The sequence below is a fragment of the Pseudarthrobacter sp. LT1 genome, assembly GCF_035621795.1.
Classification (GTDB): Bacteria; Actinomycetota; Actinomycetes; order Actinomycetales; family Micrococcaceae; genus Arthrobacter.
Genome location: NZ_CP141830.1, coordinates 1,016,736 through 1,040,046 on the forward strand (window position 1 = coordinate 1,016,736; position 23,311 = coordinate 1,040,046).

General features: G+C 65.6%; 18 protein-coding genes and 1 pseudogene. 14 read left to right on the top strand and 5 right to left on the bottom strand.

Annotated features, from left to right (window positions below; translation table 11 throughout):
* The first annotated feature begins 121 nt into the window (after positions 1-121).
* A complete protein-coding gene (locus tag VIK36_RS04920; RefSeq protein WP_224025126.1) occupies positions 122-697 on the top strand; it encodes a helix-turn-helix domain-containing protein in 576 nt (191 codons plus the stop codon).
* A 123-nt stretch (positions 698-820) separates the two neighbouring features.
* On the opposite strand, the gene VIK36_RS04925 is transcribed toward VIK36_RS04920, so the two are convergent.
* Positions 821-1,648, bottom strand: coding sequence for an endonuclease domain-containing protein (locus VIK36_RS04925; protein ID WP_324644284.1), 828 nt, complete (start codon positions 1,646-1,648; stop codon positions 821-823).
* Positions 1,649-1,931: 283 nt separating this feature from the next.
* Here VIK36_RS04925 and speB point away from each other — a divergent pair, with 283 nt between their 5' ends.
* The 10 genes from speB to VIK36_RS04975 all read left to right on the top strand — a co-directional run bounded on the left by speB (position 1,932) and on the right by VIK36_RS04975 (position 15,874).
* Positions 1,932-2,996, top strand: coding sequence for an agmatinase (speB, locus tag VIK36_RS04930; RefSeq protein WP_255174569.1), 1,065 nt, complete (start codon positions 1,932-1,934; stop codon positions 2,994-2,996).
* Positions 2,953-4,704 carry a thiamine pyrophosphate-binding protein gene (locus tag VIK36_RS04935; RefSeq protein ID WP_420716247.1) on the top strand — a complete coding sequence of 584 codons (1,752 nt, stop codon included), beginning with the start codon at positions 2,953-2,955 and terminating at the stop codon, positions 4,702-4,704. The genes speB and VIK36_RS04935 overlap by 44 nt, the downstream gene beginning before the upstream one ends.
* Positions 4,705-4,859: 155 nt before the next feature.
* Positions 4,860-5,354 carry a MarR family winged helix-turn-helix transcriptional regulator gene (locus VIK36_RS04940; RefSeq protein ID WP_324644286.1) on the top strand — a complete coding sequence of 165 codons (495 nt, stop codon included), beginning with the start codon at positions 4,860-4,862 and terminating at the stop codon, positions 5,352-5,354.
* Positions 5,347-7,554 (top strand): MDR family MFS transporter, encoded by a 2,208-nt coding sequence (locus VIK36_RS04945; protein ID WP_324644287.1) that lies wholly within the window; start codon positions 5,347-5,349, stop codon positions 7,552-7,554. Before VIK36_RS04940 ends, VIK36_RS04945 begins: the two co-directional genes overlap by 8 nt.
* A gap of 232 nt (positions 7,555-7,786) precedes the next feature.
* Positions 7,787-9,520, top strand: coding sequence for an ABC transporter ATP-binding protein (locus VIK36_RS04950; RefSeq protein ID WP_324644288.1), 1,734 nt, complete (start codon positions 7,787-7,789; stop codon positions 9,518-9,520).
* Complete coding sequence (locus VIK36_RS04955; protein ID WP_324644289.1) at positions 9,517-11,562, top strand: ABC transporter ATP-binding protein; 2,046 nt, start codon at positions 9,517-9,519, stop codon at positions 11,560-11,562. The genes VIK36_RS04950 and VIK36_RS04955 overlap by 4 nt, the downstream gene beginning before the upstream one ends.
* A 38-nt stretch (positions 11,563-11,600) precedes the next feature.
* Positions 11,601-12,017 (top strand): acyl-CoA thioesterase, encoded by a 417-nt coding sequence (locus tag VIK36_RS04960; protein WP_324644290.1) that lies wholly within the window; start codon positions 11,601-11,603, stop codon positions 12,015-12,017.
* A gap of 66 nt (positions 12,018-12,083) precedes the next feature.
* Entirely contained in the window at positions 12,084-12,341 is a 258-nt protein-coding gene (locus VIK36_RS04965; protein ID WP_324644291.1) for a PLD nuclease N-terminal domain-containing protein, read from the top strand.
* Between the two features lie 70 nt (positions 12,342-12,411).
* A complete protein-coding gene (locus VIK36_RS04970) occupies positions 12,412-14,643 on the top strand; it encodes an McrB family protein (protein ID WP_324644292.1) in 2,232 nt (743 codons plus the stop codon).
* Entirely contained in the window at positions 14,630-15,874 is a 1,245-nt protein-coding gene (locus tag VIK36_RS04975; protein WP_324644293.1) for a 5-methylcytosine restriction system specificity protein McrC, read from the top strand. The genes VIK36_RS04970 and VIK36_RS04975 overlap by 14 nt, the downstream gene beginning before the upstream one ends.
* Here the strand turns inward: VIK36_RS04975 and VIK36_RS04980 are convergent.
* Positions 15,843-17,507, bottom strand: a complete 1,665-nt coding sequence (locus VIK36_RS04980) for a HAMP domain-containing sensor histidine kinase (protein ID WP_324644294.1) — start codon at positions 17,505-17,507, stop codon at positions 15,843-15,845. The genes VIK36_RS04975 and VIK36_RS04980 overlap by 32 nt on opposite strands.
* A 94-nt stretch (positions 17,508-17,601) precedes the next feature.
* On the opposite strand from VIK36_RS04980, the gene VIK36_RS04985 reads away from it, so the two are divergent.
* Positions 17,602-18,366: a response regulator transcription factor gene (locus tag VIK36_RS04985; RefSeq protein WP_324644295.1), complete on the top strand. Its 765-nt coding sequence runs from the start codon at positions 17,602-17,604 to the stop codon at positions 18,364-18,366.
* Here VIK36_RS04985 and VIK36_RS04990 read toward each other — a convergent pair.
* Complete coding sequence (locus tag VIK36_RS04990; RefSeq protein ID WP_324644297.1) at positions 18,339-18,749, bottom strand: Hpt domain-containing protein; 411 nt, start codon at positions 18,747-18,749, stop codon at positions 18,339-18,341. The two genes, VIK36_RS04985 and VIK36_RS04990, sit on opposite strands and share 28 nt — an antisense overlap.
* Before the next feature lie 278 nt (positions 18,750-19,027).
* Between VIK36_RS04990 and VIK36_RS04995 the strand changes: the two genes are divergently transcribed.
* A complete protein-coding gene (locus VIK36_RS04995; RefSeq protein ID WP_324645222.1) occupies positions 19,028-20,224 on the top strand; it encodes a glycosyl hydrolase in 1,197 nt (398 codons plus the stop codon).
* 138 nt (positions 20,225-20,362) lie between these two features.
* On the opposite strand, the gene VIK36_RS05000 is transcribed toward VIK36_RS04995, so the two are convergent.
* Both VIK36_RS05000 and VIK36_RS05005 read right to left on the bottom strand, forming a co-directional pair.
* Positions 20,363-20,821, bottom strand: coding sequence for a very short patch repair endonuclease (locus tag VIK36_RS05000; protein ID WP_324644298.1), 459 nt, complete (start codon positions 20,819-20,821; stop codon positions 20,363-20,365).
* A 19-nt stretch (positions 20,822-20,840) separates the two neighbouring features.
* The gene (locus VIK36_RS05005) at positions 20,841-21,275 is read right to left on the bottom strand and encodes a pyridoxamine 5'-phosphate oxidase family protein (protein ID WP_324644300.1); all 435 of its coding nucleotides are present in this window, start codon (positions 21,273-21,275) and stop codon (positions 20,841-20,843) included.
* 185 nt (positions 21,276-21,460) lie between these two features.
* Here VIK36_RS05005 and VIK36_RS05010 point away from each other — a divergent pair.
* Positions 21,461-23,189 (top strand): annotated as a pseudogene (locus VIK36_RS05010) (purine-cytosine permease family protein).
* Positions 23,190-23,311 lie beyond the last annotated feature (122 nt).

A 23,311-nucleotide genomic window follows, 5' to 3' on the forward strand; every position in this document is an offset into this window, starting at 1 on the left:
GCGACAGTCAAGGAGGTCGCGCCCGGAGCCGCGTGGGTGTGGCATGCGCGCGTCACAAAAGCGGCGCCGATTAGTATGGCTCGAGAGTGGAGCCGGGCTGCCGGCCGTGAAAGGTTCGTAGATGAAGGCACTGCCAGTTGAGCCGAGCAATGTCCCTGTTGCCATCGGCTCCAGGATCCGGGCCGCCAGGCAGTCCCAGCGGCTCACCATCGAGCAGGTCGCGGATGCCACCGGGCTGACCAAAGGCTTCCTCAGCCGGGTGGAGCGGGACCTGACATCACCGTCCGTCGCCTCCCTGGTGACGCTGTGCCAGGTGCTCTCCATCTCCATCGGCGACCTTTTCGTGGCACCCGAAACACACCTGACCAAACGCAACGACGGTCCCCGGATCTCGCTCGGCGGCCAGGGCATCGTGGAGCGGCTCCTGACGGCCCGCTCAGAGCGCCGGGTCCAAATCATCCAGGCAGTGATCGAGCCGCACGGCCGTGGTGAGTCCGAGCTTTACGCCGTGGACTGCGATGTGGATGTGCTGCATGTCATCAAGGGGTCCATCAAGCTGATCCTCACCAACGAGGAGTACGACCTCGAGACGGGCGACACCGTGACCTTCCCGGGCCGGGAACCCCACACCTGGGTCAATCCCACGGACAAGCCGGTCGAGGTGCTCTGGGTCCTGGTGCCCGCCGCGAGCCGCTGACCCGTCCCGGCCGTGCATTCCTGCCCAGTTACCTTCGGTAGTCCCCATCTCAGCCGCCGCATTTTGCGGAAAACGCTGAAGAGGAGCGCCCTTGGCCGGTGGTAAGTGGGCTGGATTGCACACCTACCGGCGCAGGCTCCGCCGGTCGCCTGCCAGTATGGTCCGGATGTCCCGGATGACCGAGGCGGGGTCAAACCAGATGTGCTCCGGCATGAAGCGAAGGACGGCGTAACCGCTGACGGCTGCGGCGTTGTTGCGCCTCCGGTCCCGGAGCATATCGGTGCGTTTGGAGTGGAAGGCGAAGCCATCGATCTCCACAATCAGGAAGCCATTCAGCAGGAAATCCACGCGGCCAATTCCCGGTAGGAAGACTTGGGTGTCGTGGGCGATTCCATGGGCACGGAACAGGTGTTGCGCATCAACCTCCACGATTGATTCTGCACGCACATCAAGTTCGCGCAGGACGCGGAGTGCGGAGCCGGAGCGGTCGGCCTGCAGCTGTGACGCCAGCAGTTCGCGTGGCACGCCATGCAGTCTGATGGCCGAGGTTGCCAAAGCGGCGGATGCCGGAGACGGCAGGCAACCCAGGGCATGGAGTGCCACATCCTCCACGGCAGCCAGCGGCAGGGATGCGTGTCCCGGGAATCGTACGGTGCGGTGCCGGATAAAGCCGCTGCCGTGGCCATGGGCGCAGGCCAGATGGGGCTGTGGGGGCGCGGCGCGAAGCCAGCCGTAGTGGCGGGCGGCGCTGGCGCAGGTCAGCCGACTGTTGTTCAGGACTGCAGTGAGGAGTGCCTTGTCGCATTCCGGCAGGACGAAGATGCCGCGCCGAGGCTGGGCAGCGCCCAGTCCGGTGAGCCGTAAGAGGTCCCGGCGCCGGAATCCTGCATCCAGGAGTTGGCCGGACCGGGCTACGCCGCCGCACTCTTGCAGGTATTCGAGGATGTCCATGTGGCCATTGGAAGGTTTTGGTTGAGTGTGTGGAACCTGGGTCGAGGCGCATGTGGGTAAGCGGTGCCTCGGGGCGGGCGTTCCTGCCCGGTTGCCCATGGTCCACGTGGGGCGCGATGCCGGATGGCAAGGATCCAGGGTGTACATCTGTCCACGGTGTGGGAGTAAGTGGGCGGGAGTGCACCGGAGGAGGTGAGAGGTAAACAGCTGGTGCTCATTAGAAAACAGCGGTGTATGATGGCAGTCACACAGTCCCCTCAACTCCTCGAAGGAGAGGCCTCCATTGGAAGAGCTGCGCATTGAAGCCAACGGCAACCTTGGCCCCATCGATTCATCCCGGATCCCCCGCTATGCCGGAGCTGCCACCTATGCCCGCCTCCCGCGGCTGGACCAGGTGGCCAAGGCCGATGTGACAGTGGTGGGCGTGCCTTTCGATTCGGGCGTTTCCTACCGCCCGGGCGCCCGCTTCGGCGCGAACCACGTCCGCGAGGCCAGCCGCCTGCTCCGCCCGTACAACCCGGCGTGGGACGTCAGCCCCTTCGAGAACATCCAGGTGGCCGATGCCGGGGACATGGCAGTCAACCCGTTCAACATCAACGAAGCCATCGAGACCATCCAGCAGAACGCGCTGGACCTTACGGCCGCCGGCAGCAGGCTGCTGACCCTGGGTGGCGACCACACGATCGCCCTCCCGTTGCTGCGCGCCGCCGCCGAACGTGCCGGCGGACCCATCGCCATGCTCCACTTCGACGCCCACCTGGACACCTGGGACACCTACTTCGGCGCCGAATACACCCACGGCACGCCCTTCCGCCGCGCAGTGGAAGAGGGCATCCTGGACACCGAAGCCATCAGCCACATCGGCACCCGCGGTCCCCTGTACGGCAAGAAGGATCTCGACGACGACCACCGCTTTGGGTTCGGCATCGTCACCTCCGCGGACGTCTACTACCAGGGCGTCCTGGAGACCGTGGCCAAGGTCCGGGACCGGATCGGCAACCGTCCGCTCTACATCTCGGTGGACATCGACGTCCTGGACCCGGCTCACGCGCCCGGCACCGGAACCCCTGAGGCCGGCGGCATCACCAGCCGCGAACTCCTGGAAATCATCCGGGGCTTCCGTGGCATGAACCTGGTCGGCGCAGACGTCGTCGAGGTATCACCGGCCTATGACCACGCCGAGATCACCGGCGTAGCCGCCAGCCACGTCGCCTACGAACTGGTGACCCTCATGGCAGACAACGCAGTGCCCGGCAGCCGGTTCGGAGCAGGGACCGGGTACCAGGCACAGGCGCTCGGCCAGGATGCCCGCCGCCCCGCCGGCTTCGCTGCCGCCGGCAAGGAGTAGGGCCGTGACGGAATCCGGCGCCCCATCTGTCCCGGCGCAGGGGAGTGGTTCCCGCAACGGCGGGGACCTCGTCGTCGAAACCCTGGAAGCGCTGGGAGCCAAGACTGTGTTCGGCATCCCAGGCCAGCACGCCTTGGGACTCTTCGATGCCATGGGCCGCGGGAACCTGCACTTTGTCTCGTCCCGGGTGGAGAACAACAGCGCCTTCGCCGCGGACGGGTACTCCCGTGCCACCGGCGAAGTGGGCGTGCTGTTCCTGTCCACCGGTCCCGGCGCGCTGACCTCGCTGGCCGGACTGCAGGAGGCCTACGCCACGGGTGTGCCCATGGTGGTGGTGGCCAGCCAGATTCCGCTGGAGGGACTCGGGGCCCGGCGCAAGGGCATGCTGCACCAGCTCGATGACCAGAAGGCCTCTGCCGCCAACGTCACCAAAAGCCAGCGGCTGATCCAGCACGCTTCCGGAATTCCGTCTGCCATCCAGGACGCCTGGACCGAGGCCATCTCCTCGCCGCAGGGCCCGGTATGGCTCGAGATCCCGCAGAATGTGCTGCTGGACCCGATCATGGTCCCGCCGGTCGAGGACGCGCTCGCCGAGGCGGCTGACAACCCGCCCCGGATTGAGCTGGTGCGTGAGGCCGTGAAGTGGCTGGAAACAGCACAGCGCCCGGCAATCATCGCCGGCGGCGGCACGCGCCGAGGGAAGGCGGAGAAGTCGCTGCTGTCCCTCGCCGAGAAACTGCGGGCGCCGGTGATCTGCACCCCGGGCGGCAACGGCGCGTTCCCCTGGAACCACGAGCTGTCCCTGCAGTCCTGGATCGAGGACCGGTACATGACCGACCTCCTCGAGGACGCGGACGTCCTGGTGGTCATCGGGTCATCACTGGGCGAGGTCACCTCCAACTACTTCACCTTTGAACCGCGCGGCAGGATCATCCAGATCGACGCCGAGCCCCGGGTCCTGGAGTCCAACCGGCCAGGCCTGGGCATCCGCGCCGACGCCGGCCAGGCGCTCGCGGCGCTGGACGAGGCCCTTAACGCGGCCCTCGAGCCGGGCAGGACGACCACGCCCGACTGGCACGGCAGCACCCCGGAAGAGCTGGTCAAAGAGTCACTTGCCAAGGTCCGCGCCCGGCTGGAATCGCAGGACCTCGCCAAGGAACTCAAATTCATGGCGGATATCCGCGAGGCCGTGCCGGCGGACATGCAGACGTTCTGGGACATGACCATCGCCGCCTACTGGGGCTGGTCCTGCTGGGACGCCCGTGAAGGACAGTTCCACTCCGCCCAGGGCGCCGGCGGCCTGGGCTACGCGTTTCCCGGGGCCATCGGGGCTGCCGTGGGGCTGGAGACGCTGGGCAAGCCCGGCCGGGTACTGGCCGTCTCCGGCGACGGCTCATCCATGTACTCCATTGCCGAACTGGCCACGGCGAAGCAGCACAACGTGCCGGTCACCTGGCTGATCGTGGACGACGGTGGCTACGGCATCCTGCGCGAATACATGGTGGGTTCGTTCGGCAAGGCCACCGCCACTGAGCTGGCCCGGCCGGACTTCGTGAAGCTCGCGGAATCCTTTGGCGTGCCTGCCGTCCGGGTCGCCCCGGAGGATGTGGGGGACGCGCTCAGGGCAGGATTCGCTGCAGACGGCCCTAACGTCGTCGTGGTCGAAACCCTCCTGAAGATGTTCGGCCCCACCCATCTCGCACCCTGATTCGACGCCCCCTGCAAGCTCCCCCACTTACCGGATCCCCTCCGGCTGAAGTGGGGGAGCTTGGCGTTTAATGCGGCAAGGGCACTAACTTCGTTTCCCTAAGCAACCTTTTCCTGATACAGTTGCTTGCAGCAACTAATTCTTTAGGGAGCATCATGTCTGTCGCACCGGCCACCGCAGCCGACCTCGTCAGCCACATCTATGACCTCCAGCGTGCATTGCGCTGCGTGACCATGATCAACGTCAAAGGCCAGGACACCGGGATCGCCCTCCAGGGCGTCCTCAAGTTCATCGGCGAAGGGGAGACCCGCGCAGCGCACCTGGCCGAGCGCCTGGGGGTCAGCGCGCCGGTGCTGAGCCGGCACGTGGCCGAGCTGGCTGACGCGGGCCTGGTGCTCCGCACGCCGGATCCGGATGATGGCCGGGCCCAGCTGCTGGCACTTTCCCCGCGGGGCAAGGAGAAGCTCGCAGAACTGGTGCGGCACCGGGCGGAGACGCTCCAGGCATACCTCGCCGACTGGAACGAGGATGACGCCGTAGCAACAGCCGCGATGCTGAGCAAGCTCACCGCATCCCTGAAGAATTCCATCCGGGCAAGGGCGGCCGGAACCACTACCGAACAGAAAATGCAGGAGTCCATTAATGGCTAACGTCACCGCCGCCGCCGACCAGGAGCAGCAGCGCCAGCGCGAACGCACCGTTAAACAGGAGTCGCGGCAATCCAAGCGCCACGAACCCGGCGCGCCCATGAACCACCGGCAGATCATGGAGGCCCTGACCGGCCTCCTCGCTGCCTTCTTCACCGCCATCCTCAGCAGCACCATCGTGGCCAACGCGCTGCCTACCATCATGTCCGAGCTCAAGGGCACCCAGACGGACTTCGCGTGGGTCATCACCGCGGCGCTGCTGGCCAACGCAGCCACCACCCCCATTTGGGGCAAGCTCGCCGACCTTTTCGACAAGAAGGTCCTGGTCCAGCTCAGCATCGTGATCTTCGTGGCCGGCTCCGTCATGGCAGGCTTCTCCGAAAACATCCCGTTCCTGCTCACCGCCCGTGTGATCCAGGGCATCGCCATGGGCGGCCTCACCGCCCTGGCTCAGGCGATCATCGGCTCCATCATTCCGCCGCGTGAACGCGGCAAATACTCCGGCTACATGGGCGCCGTCATGGCAGTGGGCACCGCCGGCGGACCGCTGCTGGGCGGTTTCATCGTGGACAGCTCGCTCGGCTGGCGCTGGACCTTCTTTGTCTGCGTGCCGCTCGCCGTCGTCGCCCTGATCCTGCTCCAGGTCACCCTGAAGATCCCGCACGTCCGCCGTCCTGCCAGGATCGACTGGCTCGGTGCCATCCTGCTGACCTCCGGCGTCAGCCTGCTTCTGATCTGGGTGTCCTTCGCCGGTAAGGCCGACTACTACGACTGGTGGTCCTGGCAGTCGGCAGTCATGGTGGGCGGCGGCGTCCTGCTGCTCGCACTGCTGGTCCTGGTCGAGTCCAAGGTGTCCGCACCGATCATCCCGCTGAAGATCATCTCCGAGCGCACCACCGCGCTGGCCATCGTGGCTTCCGTGGCCGTCGGCGTCGCCATGTTTGGCTCCTCCACCTTCCTGGGCCAGTACTACCAGGTAGCCCGCGGTGCAACGCCCACCGAGGCCGGCCTGCTCACGCTGCCCATGATCGCCGGCAACCTCGTCGGGTCCGTCGTCTCCGGCCAGCTCATCAGCCGCTACGGCAAGTGGAAGCGCTTCCTGATCGGCGGCACCATCCTGCTGATCGGCGGCCTGGCACTCGCCGGCACCATGGACCACACCACCGAACTCTGGCTGACCGGCCTTTACACCGGCATCTTCGGCATCGGCCTGGGCATGCTTATGCAGAACCTGGTCCTCGCCGTCCAGAACACCGTCCAGGCCAAGGACATCGGGTCCGCCAGCGCCTCCGTGGCCTTCTTCCGCTCTGTCGGCGGTGCCATCGGCGTATCCGTCCTGGGCGCCGTCATGGCCAACCACGTCAAGGACCTGGCCACCGACGGTCTCACCAGGCTGGGCATCCAGCCCGGCGGAAACAGCGGTGCCACCCTTGACCTCAAGGACCTGCCCGCACCGATCGCGGACGTTATGCGCGCCGCCTACGGTGATGCCACGGCCGGCATCTTCATGATCTCCGCCGTGGTGAGCGCCGTTGCCCTCATCGCCGTGATCTTCATCAATGAAGTGCCGCTCCGCAAGACGGTGGACATCACCCCCGAAGCCACGCTGCAGGCCAACGCGGCCGGTGAAGCGGGCATGACGGCCATGACCGGCCAGCTGCCCATGGTCTCCGGCGCCGCTCCGGACAGGGGCGCCCCCGCCGGGGACATCACCGCCCGGAGTGCCGTGCGTACCGGCGCGGCTCCCGCAAAAATGTACGACGCCGGTGCTGCCGCCGCAGCAGCAGCGTCCGGCAGGATTGCCACGGAGGACTTCGAGGATGTCTTTGCGCGCAGCTTCCGCTCGGAAGAGCTGGACCTGCGGTCCGCGGACAATGTGGACAAGGCCGCCAACGCGATTGCCAGCGCCGCTGACACCCTGCAGAAGCTGCAGGACACCCAGCACCTGCTGGCCCGCCAGCAGGCCGAACTGGGAACCATGGTGCTGGACATCCAGGAACAGCTGCGCTCCCAGCAGGAGGTGGCTGCCAGGCAGGCAGCCACGGCAGCAGAGCTCAGCCGGCTGCAGCGCAAGCTGTTGAAGGAACGCAAGATCCAGGCAGCAGCCGCGCTGTACCTGGCCGGGCACGGCCGGCACAGTGCCGCCGCCCCGCCTGCCACTCCGTCCGAAGATGGTGCTTCGGAGCCGGACCAGGGACTGTAGCCGGCCCGCGGGCCAGCACTAAGCCATCCCTGCCGGGGCCGGCCAGCCCCCGCCGGAAAGCAACAAAGCCGCAGCCCGCACCCGGAAAACCTTCCGGGTGCGGGCTGCGGCTTTCCTGCATCCTGCCGGCAAGTGGCTGCATCGCGGGACCCCGCCGTCAACAGCGGGTTCCCGCGGGAAAAGATGCTCCGCCGGAGCCCAATTGTCAGTGGGCGTTACTAGAGTTGAGTCCATGCTCCTCACCCTCATACGGCGCTACTCCAAACCGTATTTGCCGTATATCACCGCCGTGGTCATTTTCCAGCTTGCCGCCACCATCGCCGCGCTTTACCTGCCCAGCCTGAACGCCCAGATTATTGACCAGGGCGTGGCTCGCGGAGACACCGATTTCATCTGGCGAACCGGTGCGCTGATGCTCCTGGTGGCCTTCGCCCAGGTGGCAGCGGCCATCGCCGGTGTCTACTTCGGCTCCAGGACGGCCATGGCCGTTGGCCGGGACCTTCGCCGCGCCGTGTTCCGCAAGGTCACCAGCTTCTCCGCCAAGGACGTCAACGCGTTTGGCGCGCCCACGCTGATCACCCGGGGCACCAATGATGTCCAGCAGGTGCAGATGCTCCTCCTGATGGGGCTGAACTTCATGGTGGCCACGCCTATCATGTGCATCGGCGGCATCATCATGGCGCTGCGCGAGGACCTCAACCTGTCCTGGCTGGTCTGGGTCTCCGTCCCGCTGCTGGCCGTGGTGGTGGGATACCTGGTGGTCCGGCTCATGCCGCTCTTCCGCTCCATGCAACGGAAGATCGACCGGATTAACGCCGTGCTGCGCGAACAGATCATCGGTATCCGCGTGGTCCGGGCCTTCGTGCGGGAACCTTATGAGACGGACCGCTTTGGCGGCGCCAACAAGGAACTCACGGACGTCTCGCTCCGCATCGGTGCCCTGTTCGTCCTCATGTTCCCGGCCATCAGCATGATCCTGCACCTGTCCACCGCCGCCGTGCTCTGGTTCGGCGGTCAGCGGGTGGACGCCGGTGCCATGCAGGTGGGGTCGCTGACCGCGTTCCTGCAGTACCTGCTGCAGATCCTGATGGCCGTCATGATGGGCACGTTCATGGCCATGATGATCCCGCGCGCCTCAGTCTGCGCGGACCGCATCGGCGAGGTTCTCGACGTCGAGCCCTCCATCCACGACCCCCTAAGCCCCGAGGCCCCGGCGTCCCTTGCCGGCGTGGTGGAGTACCGCAACGTGACCTTCGCCTACCCCGGAGCCGAGTCGCCCGTGCTCAGCAACATCAGCTTCACAGCCCGGCCGGGCCAGACCATCGCCATCATCGGCTCCACGGGCGCCGGCAAGACCTCCCTCCTGTCCCTCCTGCCGCGGCTGTATGATCCCGCGGAAGGCCAGGTGCTGCTGGACGGGGTCCCCGTCGACAGGCTGGACCGTGCAGAGATCACTCGGCGCGTGGCCTTGGTGCCGCAGCGTCCTTACCTGTTCTCCGGCACCATCGGGCACAATCTCCGGTTCGGCAGGACCGAGGCCACGGACCAGGAACTGTGGGACGCCCTCCAGGTAGCCCAGGGCGAGTCGTTCGTCCGCGAGAAGAAGAACGGCCTGGACTCCCGGATCTCCCAGGGCGGCACGAATGTCTCCGGCGGCCAGCGCCAGCGCCTCTGCATCGCACGCGCCCTGGTGACCAAGCCGCGGGTCTACCTGTTCGACGACTCCTTCTCCGCCCTTGACGTCGCCACTGACGCCCGGCTCCGCGCCGCCCTCAAGCGCACCACGTCGGACGCCACCGTCATCATCGTGGCCCAGCGGATTTCCACCATCACTGAGGCCGACCAGATCCTGGTGCTGGACAACGGGCGGATCGTGGACCGCGGCACGCACGAGGAACTCCTGGAAACCTCGCCCACCTACCAGGAAATTGTCGAATCCCAGTTGAGCGTGGAGGAAGTGGCATGAGCCCCCGCAGGAAGGACGCCGCTTCCATGGAACAGGCCGGGCAGTCCACCCCGCCCCAGGACGATGACTACATCGAGGAGGAATTCACGCCCTCCGAGGCCGATGGGGACATGTTCGGTGGCATGCCCGCCAAGAAAGCCCAGCACTTCTGGCCTTCCGCGAAACGCCTCATGGGCCTCCTGAAGCCCGAGGCCATGGGCATCTACGCGGTGGTGGGCCTGGTGGTCATCTCAGTGGTCCTGAACGTCATAGCTCCCAAGATCCTGGGGCAGGCCATGGACGTCATCTTCGCCGGGGTAGTGGGCAGGCAGCTGCCGGCCGGCGCCAGCAAGGAGCAGTTCGTGGCAGGCCTGCGCCAGCAGGGCCAGGACAACTTCGCGGACATGGTTTCCAGGATGGAACTGATACCCGGCACCGGCATCAACTTCAGCAAGCTCAGCATGCTCATCGCCATCGTCCTGCTCATGTACTTCGTGGCCAACATCTTCATGTGGCTGCAGGGGTACGTGCTGAACCGCATCGTCATGAAAGTGATCCGGCGGCTCCGCGACGATACCGAAAGCAAGCTGAACCGCCTGCCGCTGAACTACTTCGACACCCGGCAGCGCGGCGACGTGCTGTCCCGCGTGACCAACGACGTCGACAACATCCAGCAGGCCCTCCAGCAGGCGTTCGCGCAGCTGGTGAACTCCGTGCTGACCGTGGTGGGCATCGTGATCATGATGTTCATCGTCTCCTGGCAACTGGCGCTGATCGCCCTGGTCGCGCTCCCGTTGTCAGGGGTGGCGGCCGGGCTGATCGGGGCCCGGAGCCAGAAGCTCTTCGCCGCCCAGTGGAAGAACACCGGGTCGCTGAACGGCCAGATCGAGGAATCCTTTTCCGGCCACGACCTGGTCCGCGTCTTCGGCCGGGACGCTGACATGCTGGCCCGGTTCGAGGAACGGAACGAGGCCCTGTACAAGGCAAGCTTCGGGGCGCAGTTCGTTTCCGGGATCATCTTCCCCGTCATGCAGTTCGTGTCCTACCTCAGCTACGTGGGCATTGCTGTGGTGGGCGGACTCCGGGTGGCCTCAGGCGCCATGTCCCTGGGTGATGCCACCGCGTTCATCCAGTACTCCCGCGAGTTCACCCAGCCGCTGGGCCAGATGGCCGGAATGGCCAACATGCTCCAGTCCGGCGTGGCGTCCTCGGAACGCGTTTTCGAATTCCTGGACGCCGACGAACAGGATGCCGAAACCGCCACTGAACACCTGCCGGCCAAAACCGACGGGCATGTGGACTTCAGGGGCGTCACCTTCAGCTACACCGCGGATAAGCCACTCATCGAGAACCTGTCCTTCACGGCGGAGCCTGGCAACACCGTGGCCATCGTCGGGCCCACGGGAGCCGGCAAGACCACCCTGGTGAACCTGGTGATGCGCTTTTACGAGCTCAACTCAGGATCCATCATGCTGGACGGTGTGGACGTCACCCACCTCAGCCGCTCCGAACTGCGCTCCAAAGTGGGCATGGTGCTGCAGGACGCCTGGCTGTTCGGCGGGTCCATCTACGACAACATCCGCTACGGCAACCTCGACGCCACAGAGGAGCAGGTCATGGCAGCCGCCAAGGCCACCTTCGTGGACCGGTTTGTCCGGGCGCTCCCCGAGGGATACAACACCGTGATCGACGAAGAGGGCAACAACGTCAGTGCCGGTGAGAAACAGCTGATCACCATTGCCCGCGCATTTGTGGCCAACCCGTCACTGCTGATCCTGGACGAGGCCACCAGTTCCGTGGACACCCGCACCGAGCTCCTGGTGCAGAAGGCCATGGCCGCGCTGCGCTCCGACCGGACCAGCTTCGTCATCGCGCACCGTCTCTCCACCATCCGCGATGCCGATACGATCCTGGTTATGGAGAACGGACGAATCGTGGAACAGGGCAACCATCAGGTGCTGCTCGCTGCAGGCGGGGCCTACCACCGCCTCTACATGTCGCAGTTTGCCGGTGCGGACGCCGGAGACCTCCCGGTTGACGATTCGACGGCGGTGCGCAGCTGAGCGCGCACGGCGGCCAGCGGATCGAGGTGCTGGTTCCGATGCGCTGGGGCGACATGGACGCCTATGGCCACATCAACAACGTCCAGATCGTTCGGATGCTGGAGGAGGCCCGGATCGCAGCTTTCGGACCGCCGCGGGGTGCGGGCCTTCAGGGTATTGAGCCCCCGGTGTCGCTGTTCAATGAGGTCCCGGCCGGGACCCTTGCCCTGGTGGTGGACCACAAGATCCGTTACGTCCGGACACTTGAATACCGCAACGTTCCTGCTGTGGTCCAGGTATGGATCGGTGCCGTCAAGGGCGCCAGTTTCGACATCCACTACCTGCTCCAGGACCCCGTTACCCGTGAGGACTGCGTGAAGGCGAGCAGTCATCTGGCGTTCGTGGATGAAGCCACGGGCCGGGTGCAAAGGCTCAGCCAGGAACAGAAAGACCGGATGGCCCCCTACAGGCACTAAGACTCTGGACAGCCTGCACCGGACCCACTGGACTGGAACCACGTTGTACACCGAAAGGAAGCGCTCATGGCCAGCAACAAGAACCGCACCGCCCGACAGAAGAAGACCTGGAAGGAAATGTCACCGGGTGCCAAGATAGGCACCCTTGTGACGGGCCTGGTTCAGGTTTCCCTGCTGGTTGCCGCCCAACGGGACATCTCCCGGCGGCCGGCAGAACTCATCAACGGGCCCAAGGCTGCATGGCGGGCGGCGTCCTTTGTGAATTTCATCGGGCCCATGGGGTACTTCATCTTCGGCCGGAAGCACTCCGCCACCGGCAACTAGCCCTGCCTGGCAGGAGGGCGGCCGGTCAACGTGGAGCGGCCGCCCAGCTTGACCCTGTAAATTTGAGGGCATGACCCCCACTGCCACTGTTGCCATGACCCGCGCCCTCGGCATCTCCAAGGAGATCGAGGACGCGGCGTGGTTTGTGCTGGGTCCCGGCCTCCAGGGCAAGGCTTCGCCACTGGACGGCCGCACCAGGACGTGGTCCGTTCCGGCGGCCGCGGAACTGCTCGACCGGCTGGATCGCGGCATCGCCGACCCCAAAGCCCCGATGATGACGAACCTCCGCGAAAACCTGGAGGGTGCCACCCGGGGAGCAAAACAGCTGGCCGTGGAGTTGCTCTTCCTGCAGTCCCTCCCGCTGGCCCACGAAGTGAAGTCCCTCAAGGTCAAGCGCGCCCGCGTGGCCGAAGCCGCCGGCTGGCTGGAGCCGCCGCTGGAACTTCCCGAGGAACTGTACGCGGGGATGACCGACCACGGCGTGATCCGGGACCGGACCGCCGAATTCAACTGGACCATCTGGGACCACCTGAAGTGGCTGTGCCGGTTCGTGCGGAATGTTGCCCAGCGGCCGGCTGCTGTGGTGCAGGCGGCCATCAAGGACCCCCTGCAGTTCCACCGCCTCGCCGCATCCACCCCCGACGACCAGCCCGCCATCCGCCGGAGCATCGAATTCCTGGCGTGGCCCAGCTACTTCGAGCCCGTGGTGGCGGACGTGGAGCGGCAGGAAATCCGCGACGCCTTCGCTTCCCTGGTGGGAGGGGCGAAAGGCGACGGGGAAGAGGACATCACCGCGGACATCCACCGCATCCGGCTGCACCTGGACGAGCAGGCCGGCCAGCGGATCGACTGGTACTCCCGCCAGCTGGTCAGCCAGTGGCGCAAGGTGGGCGACCCCGGCCGGCGCGCCTGGCTCCTCCGGACGCACAGCGACCACGCCGAGCTGCTCACCGCCTGGCACGGCGAAGAAAAGGTGACCCTCGACGTCGAGCATCTCCGCACGCTGGACCCCGGCGTCACCGCCGGCCTGGTGCAGCACGCCGTGGACGAGGACTACAAGCACCTTGGCTACGTGGAACGCGAGGACACCAAGACCGCGGTCTTCGCCTTCCTGACCGTCATGAAGCCCGGGGACCTGGTGCTGTACCAGCACGCCGGAACCGTACGGCTGGGCGGCGTGCTGGGCGAGCCCGAGTACAACGACGACAACCGGCGCCTGCGCCGCAAGGTGCGCTGGTTCGACGACGGCCATACCGCCACCAGCCTTCCCCGGCATGTCCAGCGCCAGCTCGCCACCCCCGGCATCGTGGTGGACGTGACCCGCGTGGTCCAGGCGCTGCAGGCGCTGCTGCCGGCCGAGGCGGAAACCGAGCCCGACGGCGATACTGACGGCGCCGCCGTCGTCCCCCCTGTCCAGGAGGGCTTCCGCCCGCTGACGCAGGAATTCGCAGCCTCGCTGCACATGGAGCTGGAGCCCCTCCAGGAGATCGCCGACCTGCTGGAGGAAAACCGCCAGCTGGTCCTCTACGGCCCTCCCGGCACGGGCAAGACCTACCTGGCCAAGCACCTCGCCGCGGAACTGGCGGACGACACCACGGACGAACGCGTCAAGCTGGTCCAGTTCCACCCGTCCTACGCCTACGAGGACTTCTTCGAGGGCTACCGGCCGGACAAGACCGATGAAGGCCAGGTGTCCTTCAAGCTGGTGGCCGGTCCGCTGCGCCGGCTGGCGGAGGAAGCTGCGAAGCCAGGGAATGAGAAGAAGCCGTACTTCCTGATCATCGATGAGATGAACCGCGCCAACCTGGCCAAGGTGTTCGGTGAGCTGTATTTCCTGCTGGAGTACCGCGATGACCGGATCTACCTGCAGTACAGCCCCAACGAGCCGTTCACGCTGCCGGACAACCTCTACATCATCGGCACCATGAACACCGCTGACCGGTCCATCGCCATGATGGACGCGGCCATCCGCCGGCGCTTCTCCTTCATCGAGCTGCACCCGCAGACCGAGCCGGTCAAGGGCTCCCTGCTCCGGTTCCTGCAGGCCAGGCAGCTGGATACCACCCCGGCGCTGCTGCTGGACGCGCTCAACGGGGCCATTGACGAGTGGGACCGGGACCTGATGATCGGCCCGTCCTACTTCATGAAGCCCGCAGCCCAAACCCCTGCCGGTCTGCGCCGGATCTGGAAGTACGAGCTCATGCCGCTGCTGGAGGAGCAGTACCACGGCCAGCTGACGCGGGCGCAGCTGGAGGAGCGGTTCGGGCTGGACCAGCTGCTGGGACGCGTTGCAGCGCGCTGACCCCAGGGCGTCCGTGCGGCACCTTGTCCTGGACGAGCTGTCCCGCGGGCTGGTGGAACGGCTGGATGCGCCCACTGCTTCCTTCCTGAATTCCAGCGGGTTGGCCAAGGCCTCGCCCATGGGCATGGGGCTGTACCGGATCGAGCCGGTAGGCAAGGTGGGCTCGGTGCGCACCCCCACGCTCCAGCTGGACGTCCGGCCCAAGGACCGGCTGGGGCTCAGCCGGCTCCTGTTTTTGCTCAGCTACGCGGGGGAGCAGGGGTTCCGCCCGGAGCTGGTGGCGGCGGACGAGGACCGGGAGCTGTGGAGCGCGCTCGCGGAGTCCCTGGCGCAACTGGCCGAACGCGCCCTGGGCCGCGGGGTCCTGCAGGGCTACCTCACCGTGGACGAATCCCTGCGCACGGTCAAGGGCCGGATCCGGATTTCGGACCAGATCTCCCGCCGCCCCGGCATGCTGGTCCCGCTGGAGGTCTCCTACGACGAATTTACCGAGGACATCGCCGAGAACCGGATCCTGCGCGCCGCCCTGGAACGGATGGGGCAGGTGCCCGGAGTCCGGCCCGAGGTGCTGGGGCGGCTCCGCCAGCTGAAGGGAAAGCTCGACGCCGTCACCCGCCTTCCAGCGGGCGCCCCGGTGCCGCCGTGGACGCCCACCAGGATGAACCTGCGCTACCACGCAGTGCTGCGGCTGGCGGAGCTGATCCTGCGCAACGCATCCGCCGAAGCGGGGGAGGGCAGGCAGCAGACAGCGTCGTTCGTGGTGGACATGGCGCAGGTTTTCGAAGACTTCGTGGGAACGGCACTGCGCAGTGCGATGGCGTCATATCCGGGGGAACTGCGGCTGCGGTACAACGCCCTCCTCAGCGAGGCGGTGCGCGATTCCGACCGCCTGTCCGTGCGCCCGGATGCCGTCCACATGCTCGGCGGACGCCCGGTGGTGGCCTACAACGTCAAGTACCGGGCGGCGTCGGACGCCGGCGCGTCGCTGACGGCCGACCACTACCAGATGCTGGCCCACTGCACGGCACTGGCTGTGCCCACCGCGTGGCTGGTCTACGCGGGCAAAGGCGAGATGAAGCTCCGCCGCATCCTGAACACCGACATCGACATCGTGGAGTTCCCGCTGGACCTCAGCCAGCCGCCGTCGGCCATCCTGGCATCCTTCCGGGACCTCGCCTCCCAATCTTGGGGCGAGGTGCTCAGGACCGCTGCACCGGAACCCGGAACGTAAACGTCGTTCCCTCGCCCAGCGTGCTCTCGACGTCGATGGTCCCGCCGTGGGCTTCCACGATCGCCTTGCTGATGGGCAGGCCCAGGCCGACGCCCGGGATGGCGGTGCGCCGGACGTTGCTGGTCCGGAAGAACTTGGCGAACACCTCGGAGGCGTCCTCCGGGCTCATGCCCATCCCCGTGTCCTTGACCCGGCAGGCCAAATGGCCGTTTTCCCGCGCCAGCGACACCACTACCTCGCCGCCGTCAGGGGAGTATTTGATGGCGTTGGACACCAGGTTGTCCAGGACCTGGGAGATCCTGGCGCTGTCCACGTGGGCCTCCAGCCGTTCCGGGGTTTCCGCCCGGAGTTCCACCCCGGCGGCGGCTGCACGTGGCAACGCCGAGGACACGCTGCCGCGCACCAGGTCGGCAACATCCACGGCATCCGGTGAGACGATCAGCTGGCCGTTCCGGCTGGCCAGCAGGTCTGACACCAAGGTCAGGAGGCGCTCGGAATTCCGGCGGATGATCTCCAGCATCTCCCGCTCGGGCTCGTCCGGATCATCGGCCAGCAGGATCTCAACGTAGCCCAGGATCGACGTCAGCGGGGTCCGGAATTCGTGGGAGACGCTGGAGACGAAGTCGTCCTTGGCGGTGAGTGCGTTAACCAGGTCCGTGACGTCGCTGAAGACGATCACCGAGCCGGTGAAGTTGCCGTCGGAGTCCTTCATGGCCCGTGCCGTGGTCACGAGTGCCCGCTGGTCCTTCCCGTCGCCGAGCCAGACCAGGTAATCAGTGAAGGTTTCCCCCAGGACGGCGCGGCGCACCGGACGCTCCTGGACGGGGATCAGGGTTTTCCGGTCCGGGCCGTAGACCAGCAGCTGCGATTCGTTGGGGTCCGCAATGTTCTTTGGCCGGGCCAGTTCATGGTTGGCCCGCTGCTTCCGGTTCATCAGGATGTCGTGGCCGTCGGCATCAACCGCCAGGACGCCCAGATGCACGGTATCCAGCACAGTGTTCAGCAGCGATTCCTGGCGCTTGCTGGTCCGCAGGTTGGCGCGCAGCTGCTCGTCCTTTTCTTCCAGCTGTTCCTGCTGGCGCATCATGCTCAAGGTCAGGACGCTCACGGACACGCCGATGCCCAGCATCATGACGGGCAGCAGCAGCGAACGGGCGAAGTCCTGCGGCGTGGAAGTTTCCTTCAGGAGCAGCGGCACCCAGATGATGGCCAGCGGGCCAAGGAAAGAGAACCACAGCGCGGCCCTCGGGTAGTACCCGGACGCGCAGAGCCAAATGACGGGGAACACGGCCAGCAGGCTGATTCCCGTCAGGCTTTCCTGGCCGCCTTCCCTGCCCGCGGCGATGGAGATGAAGTCCAGCAGCGGGATCACCAGGAAACTGGTGTAGGGCAGCCGCCCCCAGGGAATGACGTAGCAGAGTGCCATGATGGCCAGCTGCGAAACGAGGAACGCGACGAACAGTGGGTTGTTCATTGTGGCCGGGAAGAATGCCCACACCAGCACGGCCGTCAAAATGGTGGTCACGAACAGCGGCATCTGGCTCATCGCCACCCGGTCGGTCAGCCGGTATTCATGGAAGGGCCGTTTGAAAAACCGCAGCCGTCCCGAGGACCAGACGGTGGGGTCGCTCATGGCGCGGAGGACGCGGATGTGGGGGTGTGCGGGACCATACCAGCAGGATATCCGCAGCCAGCTATACTTCAGACGTTGGCACTGAGGGGGCTCTATGAGTGAGGCACGTGTGGGTCTGGTCATCGAAGATGACCACGACATTCGGGAACTGGTTCGCACTGTGCTGACCCAGGCTGGATTTGAGGTAACCGTCGCCAGCGGCGGCGCCGAGGGCGTCCTGATGGCCAAGAGCCTTAATCCCGATGTCATTACCCTGGACCTGGGGTTGCCGGACATCGACGGGTTTGAGGTCTCCCGGCAGATCCGCGAGTTCTCGGATGCGTACATCGTGATGCTGACGGCGCGCACCGAGGAACTGGACACCCTGATCGGGCTCGAATCCGGGGCCGATGACTACCTCACCAAGCCGTTCCGCCCGCGGGAGCTCCGCGCGCGGGTTGCGGCCATGATGCGCCGGCCGCGGTCCGTTCCTGATCCGCACGAAGTTTCGGTGGATGCCTCCGCGGACAGCGCGGCCCATCCGGAGCGCGGAAACTTCAGCCACAACGGCCTGGAGCTCAGCTACGCCTCCCGCACCGTCACCGTTGACGGCAAGGAGATGAACCTGACCCGTACCGAGTTCGAACTCCTTTACGCGCTCCTGGAAGCAGGACGGACGGTCAGGACCAAGTCCGACCTGGTGCGGCGGCTCCGCGACGAGGATTACGACGTCGGCAGCTACATCAGCGAGGCAGACGAACGTTCCGTGGAGGTCCACATGGGGAACCTGCGCAAAAAGCTGGGGGACTCACCGCAGCAGCCACGGTGGCTGCAAACCGTTCGCGGCGTGGGTTACCGTTTGGCCCCGGGGCAGCACTGAGCCTGCAGCCGGTGCATGGTCTGCCTGCTGCACTGGGTGATGGGCCGCAGGTAGGTGGCGGCCAGCCTGGGCAGCGCCACCGCCATGTCAGCGTGGCGGGCCTCGGCCCGGATCTCGTTCTCCAGCTCCAAGGCCAGTGCGGCCAGGCGCTCGGCTCCCACCATCTGGCTTGACGTCTTCAGGCTGAGGACCGCGTCCATGGAGCCCTCCAGGTCCCCCGTGGTCAGGGCCAGCCGCAACCGGCCCAGCCGCTGCGGCAGGTACTCGATGAAGTTCCCCACGAAGACGCGGCTGTAGCCTTCCTCCTCCTCGAGTTCGTCCCGCAGCCGGTCCAGGACGGACTGGTCCACCAGCGGCCTGGGGGCATCATCTGATGTGCTCATGACACTCCTTTCTGCTGGCTTTGTAGAGTCGGGAAACTGGGCGGTTAGGCCGGAACGCTTGCTCTTTTTCAGGTTAGGACTGTTCCCATGACCTAGCAGAAGACTCGGCAAGAATTGTGGTTTTCTTGATGGGAGTGCGGATTTCTGCCCATAAGATCAAGGCCAGTGCTTTCTGCACTGACGCCACCGGCGGCCGCGGCCGCCTTTCAATCTGGGGATAGATTGCCGTGTTCCGAATACTCAGGTCCTTATTTTTCGCGCTCATAATCGGGGTTGGACTGGCGGTGTCCGTCATCCAGCCGGCCAGCGCAGCAGCCACCTCACCGCAAGTTTCGCTCAATCCCACCTCAGGACCGGCTGGTTCCGCCGTGACCGTCACCGGAACCGGGTTCAAGGCCTCCACCACAGGCACCGTGATCGTCGGTTCCACCACGTTCGCGTTCCAAACAACATCGACGGGTGCATTCAGCACAGGCATCACCATTCCGGCCGCGTCCACCGGGAACCTCACCATCACCGCCAAGACGTCGTCCATCAAGGCATCCGCCACATTCGTGGTCCAGGCGGCTCCGGCTCCTGCTCCTGCTCCGGCGCCCGGACCGGCACCGGCCATCAGTTCCGCCGCCTTGCGCTTTGGAGCGGCAACGCCGGGGGGACCCCTGGCCGGTTCGGAACTGGACGAGGTGGCCACAGTGTCGGGGGAAATCCCTTCCATCGTGATGAGTTACAAGGATTTCCTGCAGTCCCCGCCCATCACTGAGCTGGACGCTGTCCGCTCCCGCGGAGCGACGCCCCTGGTCACCTGGGAGCCCTGGGCGTGGGGAGGCGGCGTAGACCAGCCGGCGTATTCGTTGGCCAGGATTACTGCCGGGGACTTCGACGGTTATATCAGCCAGTGGGGCCAGTCCCTCGCGGCCTGGGGCAAGCCGGTCATGCTGCGTTTTGCCCACGAGATGAACGGCAACTGGTATCCCTGGGCCGAAGGCGTCAACGGCAACCAGGCCGGAGATTACGTCGCTGCCTGGCGGCACGTGCACGACGTCGTTGCCGCCACGGGTGCCACCAACGTCCAGTGGGTTTGGTCGCCGAACGTGCCTTACTGGGGCTCCACTGACCTGGCAGGCCTGTACCCGGGCCCGGGCTACGCGGACATCGTGGCCCTGGACGGCTACAACTGGGGCACCTCGCAAACGTGGAGCAGCTGGGTTTCCCCCGTGGACCTCCTCGGCCCCGGCATCTCCCAGCTCCGCACCCTGGCCCCCGGGAAACCCGTGCTGATAGCGGAAACGGCGTCCAGCGAACTGGGCGGTTCCAAAGCGACCTGGAACACGGACCTGGTGTCCTACCTTGCCGCCCAGCCGGACGTGATGGGCTTCGTCTGGTTCCACATGCAAAAGGAAACAGACTGGCGCATCAACAGCAGTGACTCGTCGGCGTCGGCGTTCAAGTCCGCCCTGTTGGCACGGAGAAGCTAGGGGATAGGGGATAGCTGCTCCGAAACTGTCAGTGGCGGCTGCCTGATCGCCGGCAACCCGTTTATCCTGCCGCGCCTGGATCAAGGACAGCGGTGGGAGCAGCGAAAGATTTCCTCAAGATTGGCTGTTTATAGACCCTCAGGCGCCGGCTTCGAGGAAGTGCACCAACTGGGCTTCGAGTGCCGATCGGTCCTTCAGCTCGCACTCCCAGACCGTCAGCACGTCCCAGCCGGCGTCTTGCAGCTGCCGGCGCTGGCCGGCGTCGCGTTCCCGGGTCCGGCTCCGCTTCGCTGCCCAGAACTCGGCGTTGGCCTTCGGGGCGTGCAGACCCACCCTGCAGTCGTGGAAATGCCAGAAGCAGCCATTGACGAAGATCACCTTGTGCCGGGCGGCGAAGACGAGGTCAGGATTGCCTGGCAGTTTGGTGCTGCCGGACCGGCCGTGCAGCCGGTACCGGTAGCCCCTGGCGTGCAGGAGCTGCCGCACCAGCAGCTCGGGTTTTGTGTTCTTCCCGCGGATCCGGGACATGTTCCAGCTGCGCTGCGCAGGAGTGAGTTTATCTGCAGTGGGCTTGGCCGCGCTGGAATCGTCCGGCATCCTTCCAGTCTAGGAGGGCCTAGATCTCCCGTTCCGGCTGTTCGCCGAACACGAAGTGCCGGCCGCTGACGGAGGTTGGATCGATCTCCACATAAAAGTCCTTGAGGGTGGGGACCCAGGTCTTCAGGCCCAGTTCTTCGATGGCAGCGAGCTCATCCGAGTTGCTGAGGACCCTTGCCGCCCCCCGGAGGACAACGGACCAGGCCTCCTGCGACAGGATGCCGTCGGTTTCGAACAGCACCTTGGCGTTGATTGTGAGTTGCGCCAGTTTGTTTCCAGGCGCCGTGCGCAGGTAGAGCTTCCGGTTGGAGGTCACGTAATTCACCGGAAAGATGTCCGGTTCCCCTGCGACGGAGACCACCAGCCGGCCGTGCTGCGTCGCCGCCAAAAGCCGCCACGACTGCTCATCATCGAGTTCAAGGACAGGATTGCCGTCCGCGTGTTCAAACATCATGCGGCCATTCTTCTACGTTGAGTAGAAATGCGCCAGAGTCTTTGTGCCCCATTTCCCCCACTTTATGACAGCACAGTCAAGGCTTAACAGTTCGGAAACAGGTCTGTGACCGGCCTGTATTTCCCGCTGGATAGCGTCGCACGCAGGGCCAAGACGGCTGAAGGCAAACGAAAGCGACGCACCCAATGGGCAACGACACAGACACAACGCAACTGCTGGAACCGGCGGCACCCGCTGGTGCCGCCGTCGTCGGACGTTCTCCGGCAATCCCTAAGGCCGGCAACACTGCCGCCCTCAACGCCACCAAAGAAAGCCTGGAGGACTACACGCTGCGGTTTGCGCCGCGGTCCTACCGCAAGTGGAGCGCGGGCGTGGTGGCCACGAGTGCGCTGGGCGGCATCGCCTACCTGGCGGATTTCTCGATCGGGGCGAACATCGGCATCTCCTACGGGACGGTCAATGCGATCTTGGGGATCCTGGTGGCGGCCGTGGTGATCTTCGCCACCGGCTTTCCCTTGGCGTACTACGCCGCGCGCTACAACATCGACCTGGACCTGATCACCCGGGGCTCCGGCTTTGGCTACTACGGGTCGGTGGTCACCAACGTCATCTTTGCCACGTTCACTTTCATCTTCTTTGCGCTCGAGGGCTCTATCATGGCGCAGGGGCTGGAGCTGGGGCTCGGCATTCCGCAGTGGCTGGGATACGCCGCCTCCACGGTGATCATCATTCCGCTGGTCATCTACGGCATGAACACGCTGGCCAAGCTCCAGGTGTGGACCACCCCGTTATGGCTGCTCCTCATGGTGGTGCCTGTGGGATACCTGCTGGTCTCGCACCCGGAGAGCATCGACAGCTTCTTCGCTTACACCGGAGCAACGGGCGACGGCGGCCCCAACCTTGCGTCCGTGATGCTCGCCGCCGGCGTGTGCCTGTCCTTGATGGCGCAGATTGCCGAGCAGATCGACTACCTCCGGTTCATGCCGCCGCGCACCGAGGCCAACCGGAGCGCCTGGTGGCGCGCAGTGATCCTGGCCGGCCCGGGCTGGGTGATCTTCGGGGCCATCAAGCAGATTGTGGGCCTGTTCATCGCCATCTACCTGATCGCCACGCTGGATCCTGCCGCCTCCGCCACGGCCAATGAGCCCGTGCACCAGTTCCTGGGCGTGTACCAGGAGATGATGCCCGCGTGGCTGGCCATGACGCTGGCCGTGGTGCTGGTGGTCATCTCGCAGATCAAGATCAACGTCACCAACGCCTACTCCGGCTCGCTGGCCTGGACCAACTCCTTCACGCGCATCACCAAGACCTACCCGGGCCGGATGGTGTTCGTGGTGGTGAACCTGCTGATCGCGCTGGTCCTGATGGAAGCGAACATGTTCGACTTCCTCAACACCATCCTCGGGTTCTACGCCAACTGCGCCATCGCCTGGGTTGTCACCGTGGCGTCCGATATTGCCATCAACAAGTACCTGCTCAAGATTTCCCCCAAGGTGCCTGAGTTCCGCCGCGGCATGCTGTACGCCGTGAACCCTGTTGGCTTCGTGTCGATGCTGGTCTCCGCCGGAGTTTCGATTGCCGTGTTCTTCGGGGCATTTGGAGCCGCGATCCAGCCATACTCGCCCATCTTTGCGGTGGGCCTGGCGCTGGTCCTGCCACCGGTGCTGGCGGCGGTGACCCGTGGCCGCTTCTATCTCCGGCGATTCGACGACGGGATCGACCTGCCCATGTTCGACGCCGACGGGAACCCCAGCGACGCCAAGCTCCTTTGCCACGTGACGGGGTTGGAGTTCGAACGCCCGGACATGGTGCGGTCCGCGCAGGACGCGTCCGACGGCGGTCCGCAGTATGTTTCGTCCCTCGCCTTGTCCACGGACAAGACTGGGGGAGTTGGTCCTGCCCGCACAGAAGTAGGGTTTTGTTTTCTTCATTCTTTATCGACGGGGGAGCCGGTGCACTTTATGCACCGGCTCCCTTTATGACTTTTTGCTGGACGGACCCGGTGGTAAAACGGTGGGCGGTACCTGTGGATAAGT

Bases quoted from the DNA above. Each gene is read 5' to 3' on its own strand.
- VIK36_RS04990 (WP_324644297.1), bottom strand. From the start codon at position 18,749: ATGAGCACATCAGATGATGCCCCCAGGCCGCTGGTGGACCAGTCCGTC.
- VIK36_RS04980 (WP_324644294.1), bottom strand. From the start codon at position 17,507: ATGAGCGACCCCACCGTCTGGTCCTCGGGACGGCTGCGGTTTTTCAAA.
- VIK36_RS04950 (WP_324644288.1), top strand. From the start codon at position 7,787: ATGCTCCTCACCCTCATACGGCGCTACTCCAAACCGTATTTGCCGTAT.
- VIK36_RS04935 (WP_420716247.1), top strand. From the start codon at position 2,953: ATGCCCGCCGCCCCGCCGGCTTCGCTGCCGCCGGCAAGGAGTAGGGCC.
- VIK36_RS04955 (WP_324644289.1), top strand. From the start codon at position 9,517: ATGAGCCCCCGCAGGAAGGACGCCGCTTCCATGGAACAGGCCGGGCAG.
- VIK36_RS05005 (WP_324644300.1), bottom strand. From the start codon at position 21,275: ATGATGTTTGAACACGCGGACGGCAATCCTGTCCTTGAACTCGATGAT.
- VIK36_RS04945 (WP_324644287.1), top strand. From the start codon at position 5,347: ATGGCTAACGTCACCGCCGCCGCCGACCAGGAGCAGCAGCGCCAGCGC.
- VIK36_RS04965 (WP_324644291.1), top strand. From the start codon at position 12,084: ATGGCCAGCAACAAGAACCGCACCGCCCGACAGAAGAAGACCTGGAAG.
- VIK36_RS04960 (WP_324644290.1), top strand. From the start codon at position 11,601: ATGCGCTGGGGCGACATGGACGCCTATGGCCACATCAACAACGTCCAG.
- VIK36_RS05000 (WP_324644298.1), bottom strand. From the start codon at position 20,821: ATGCCGGACGATTCCAGCGCGGCCAAGCCCACTGCAGATAAACTCACT.
- VIK36_RS04940 (WP_324644286.1), top strand. From the start codon at position 4,860: ATGTCTGTCGCACCGGCCACCGCAGCCGACCTCGTCAGCCACATCTAT.
- VIK36_RS04925 (WP_324644284.1), bottom strand. From the start codon at position 1,648: ATGGACATCCTCGAATACCTGCAAGAGTGCGGCGGCGTAGCCCGGTCC.
- VIK36_RS04920 (WP_224025126.1), top strand. From the start codon at position 122: ATGAAGGCACTGCCAGTTGAGCCGAGCAATGTCCCTGTTGCCATCGGC.
- VIK36_RS04970 (WP_324644292.1), top strand. From the start codon at position 12,412: ATGACCCCCACTGCCACTGTTGCCATGACCCGCGCCCTCGGCATCTCC.
- VIK36_RS04985 (WP_324644295.1), top strand. From the start codon at position 17,602: ATGAGTGAGGCACGTGTGGGTCTGGTCATCGAAGATGACCACGACATT.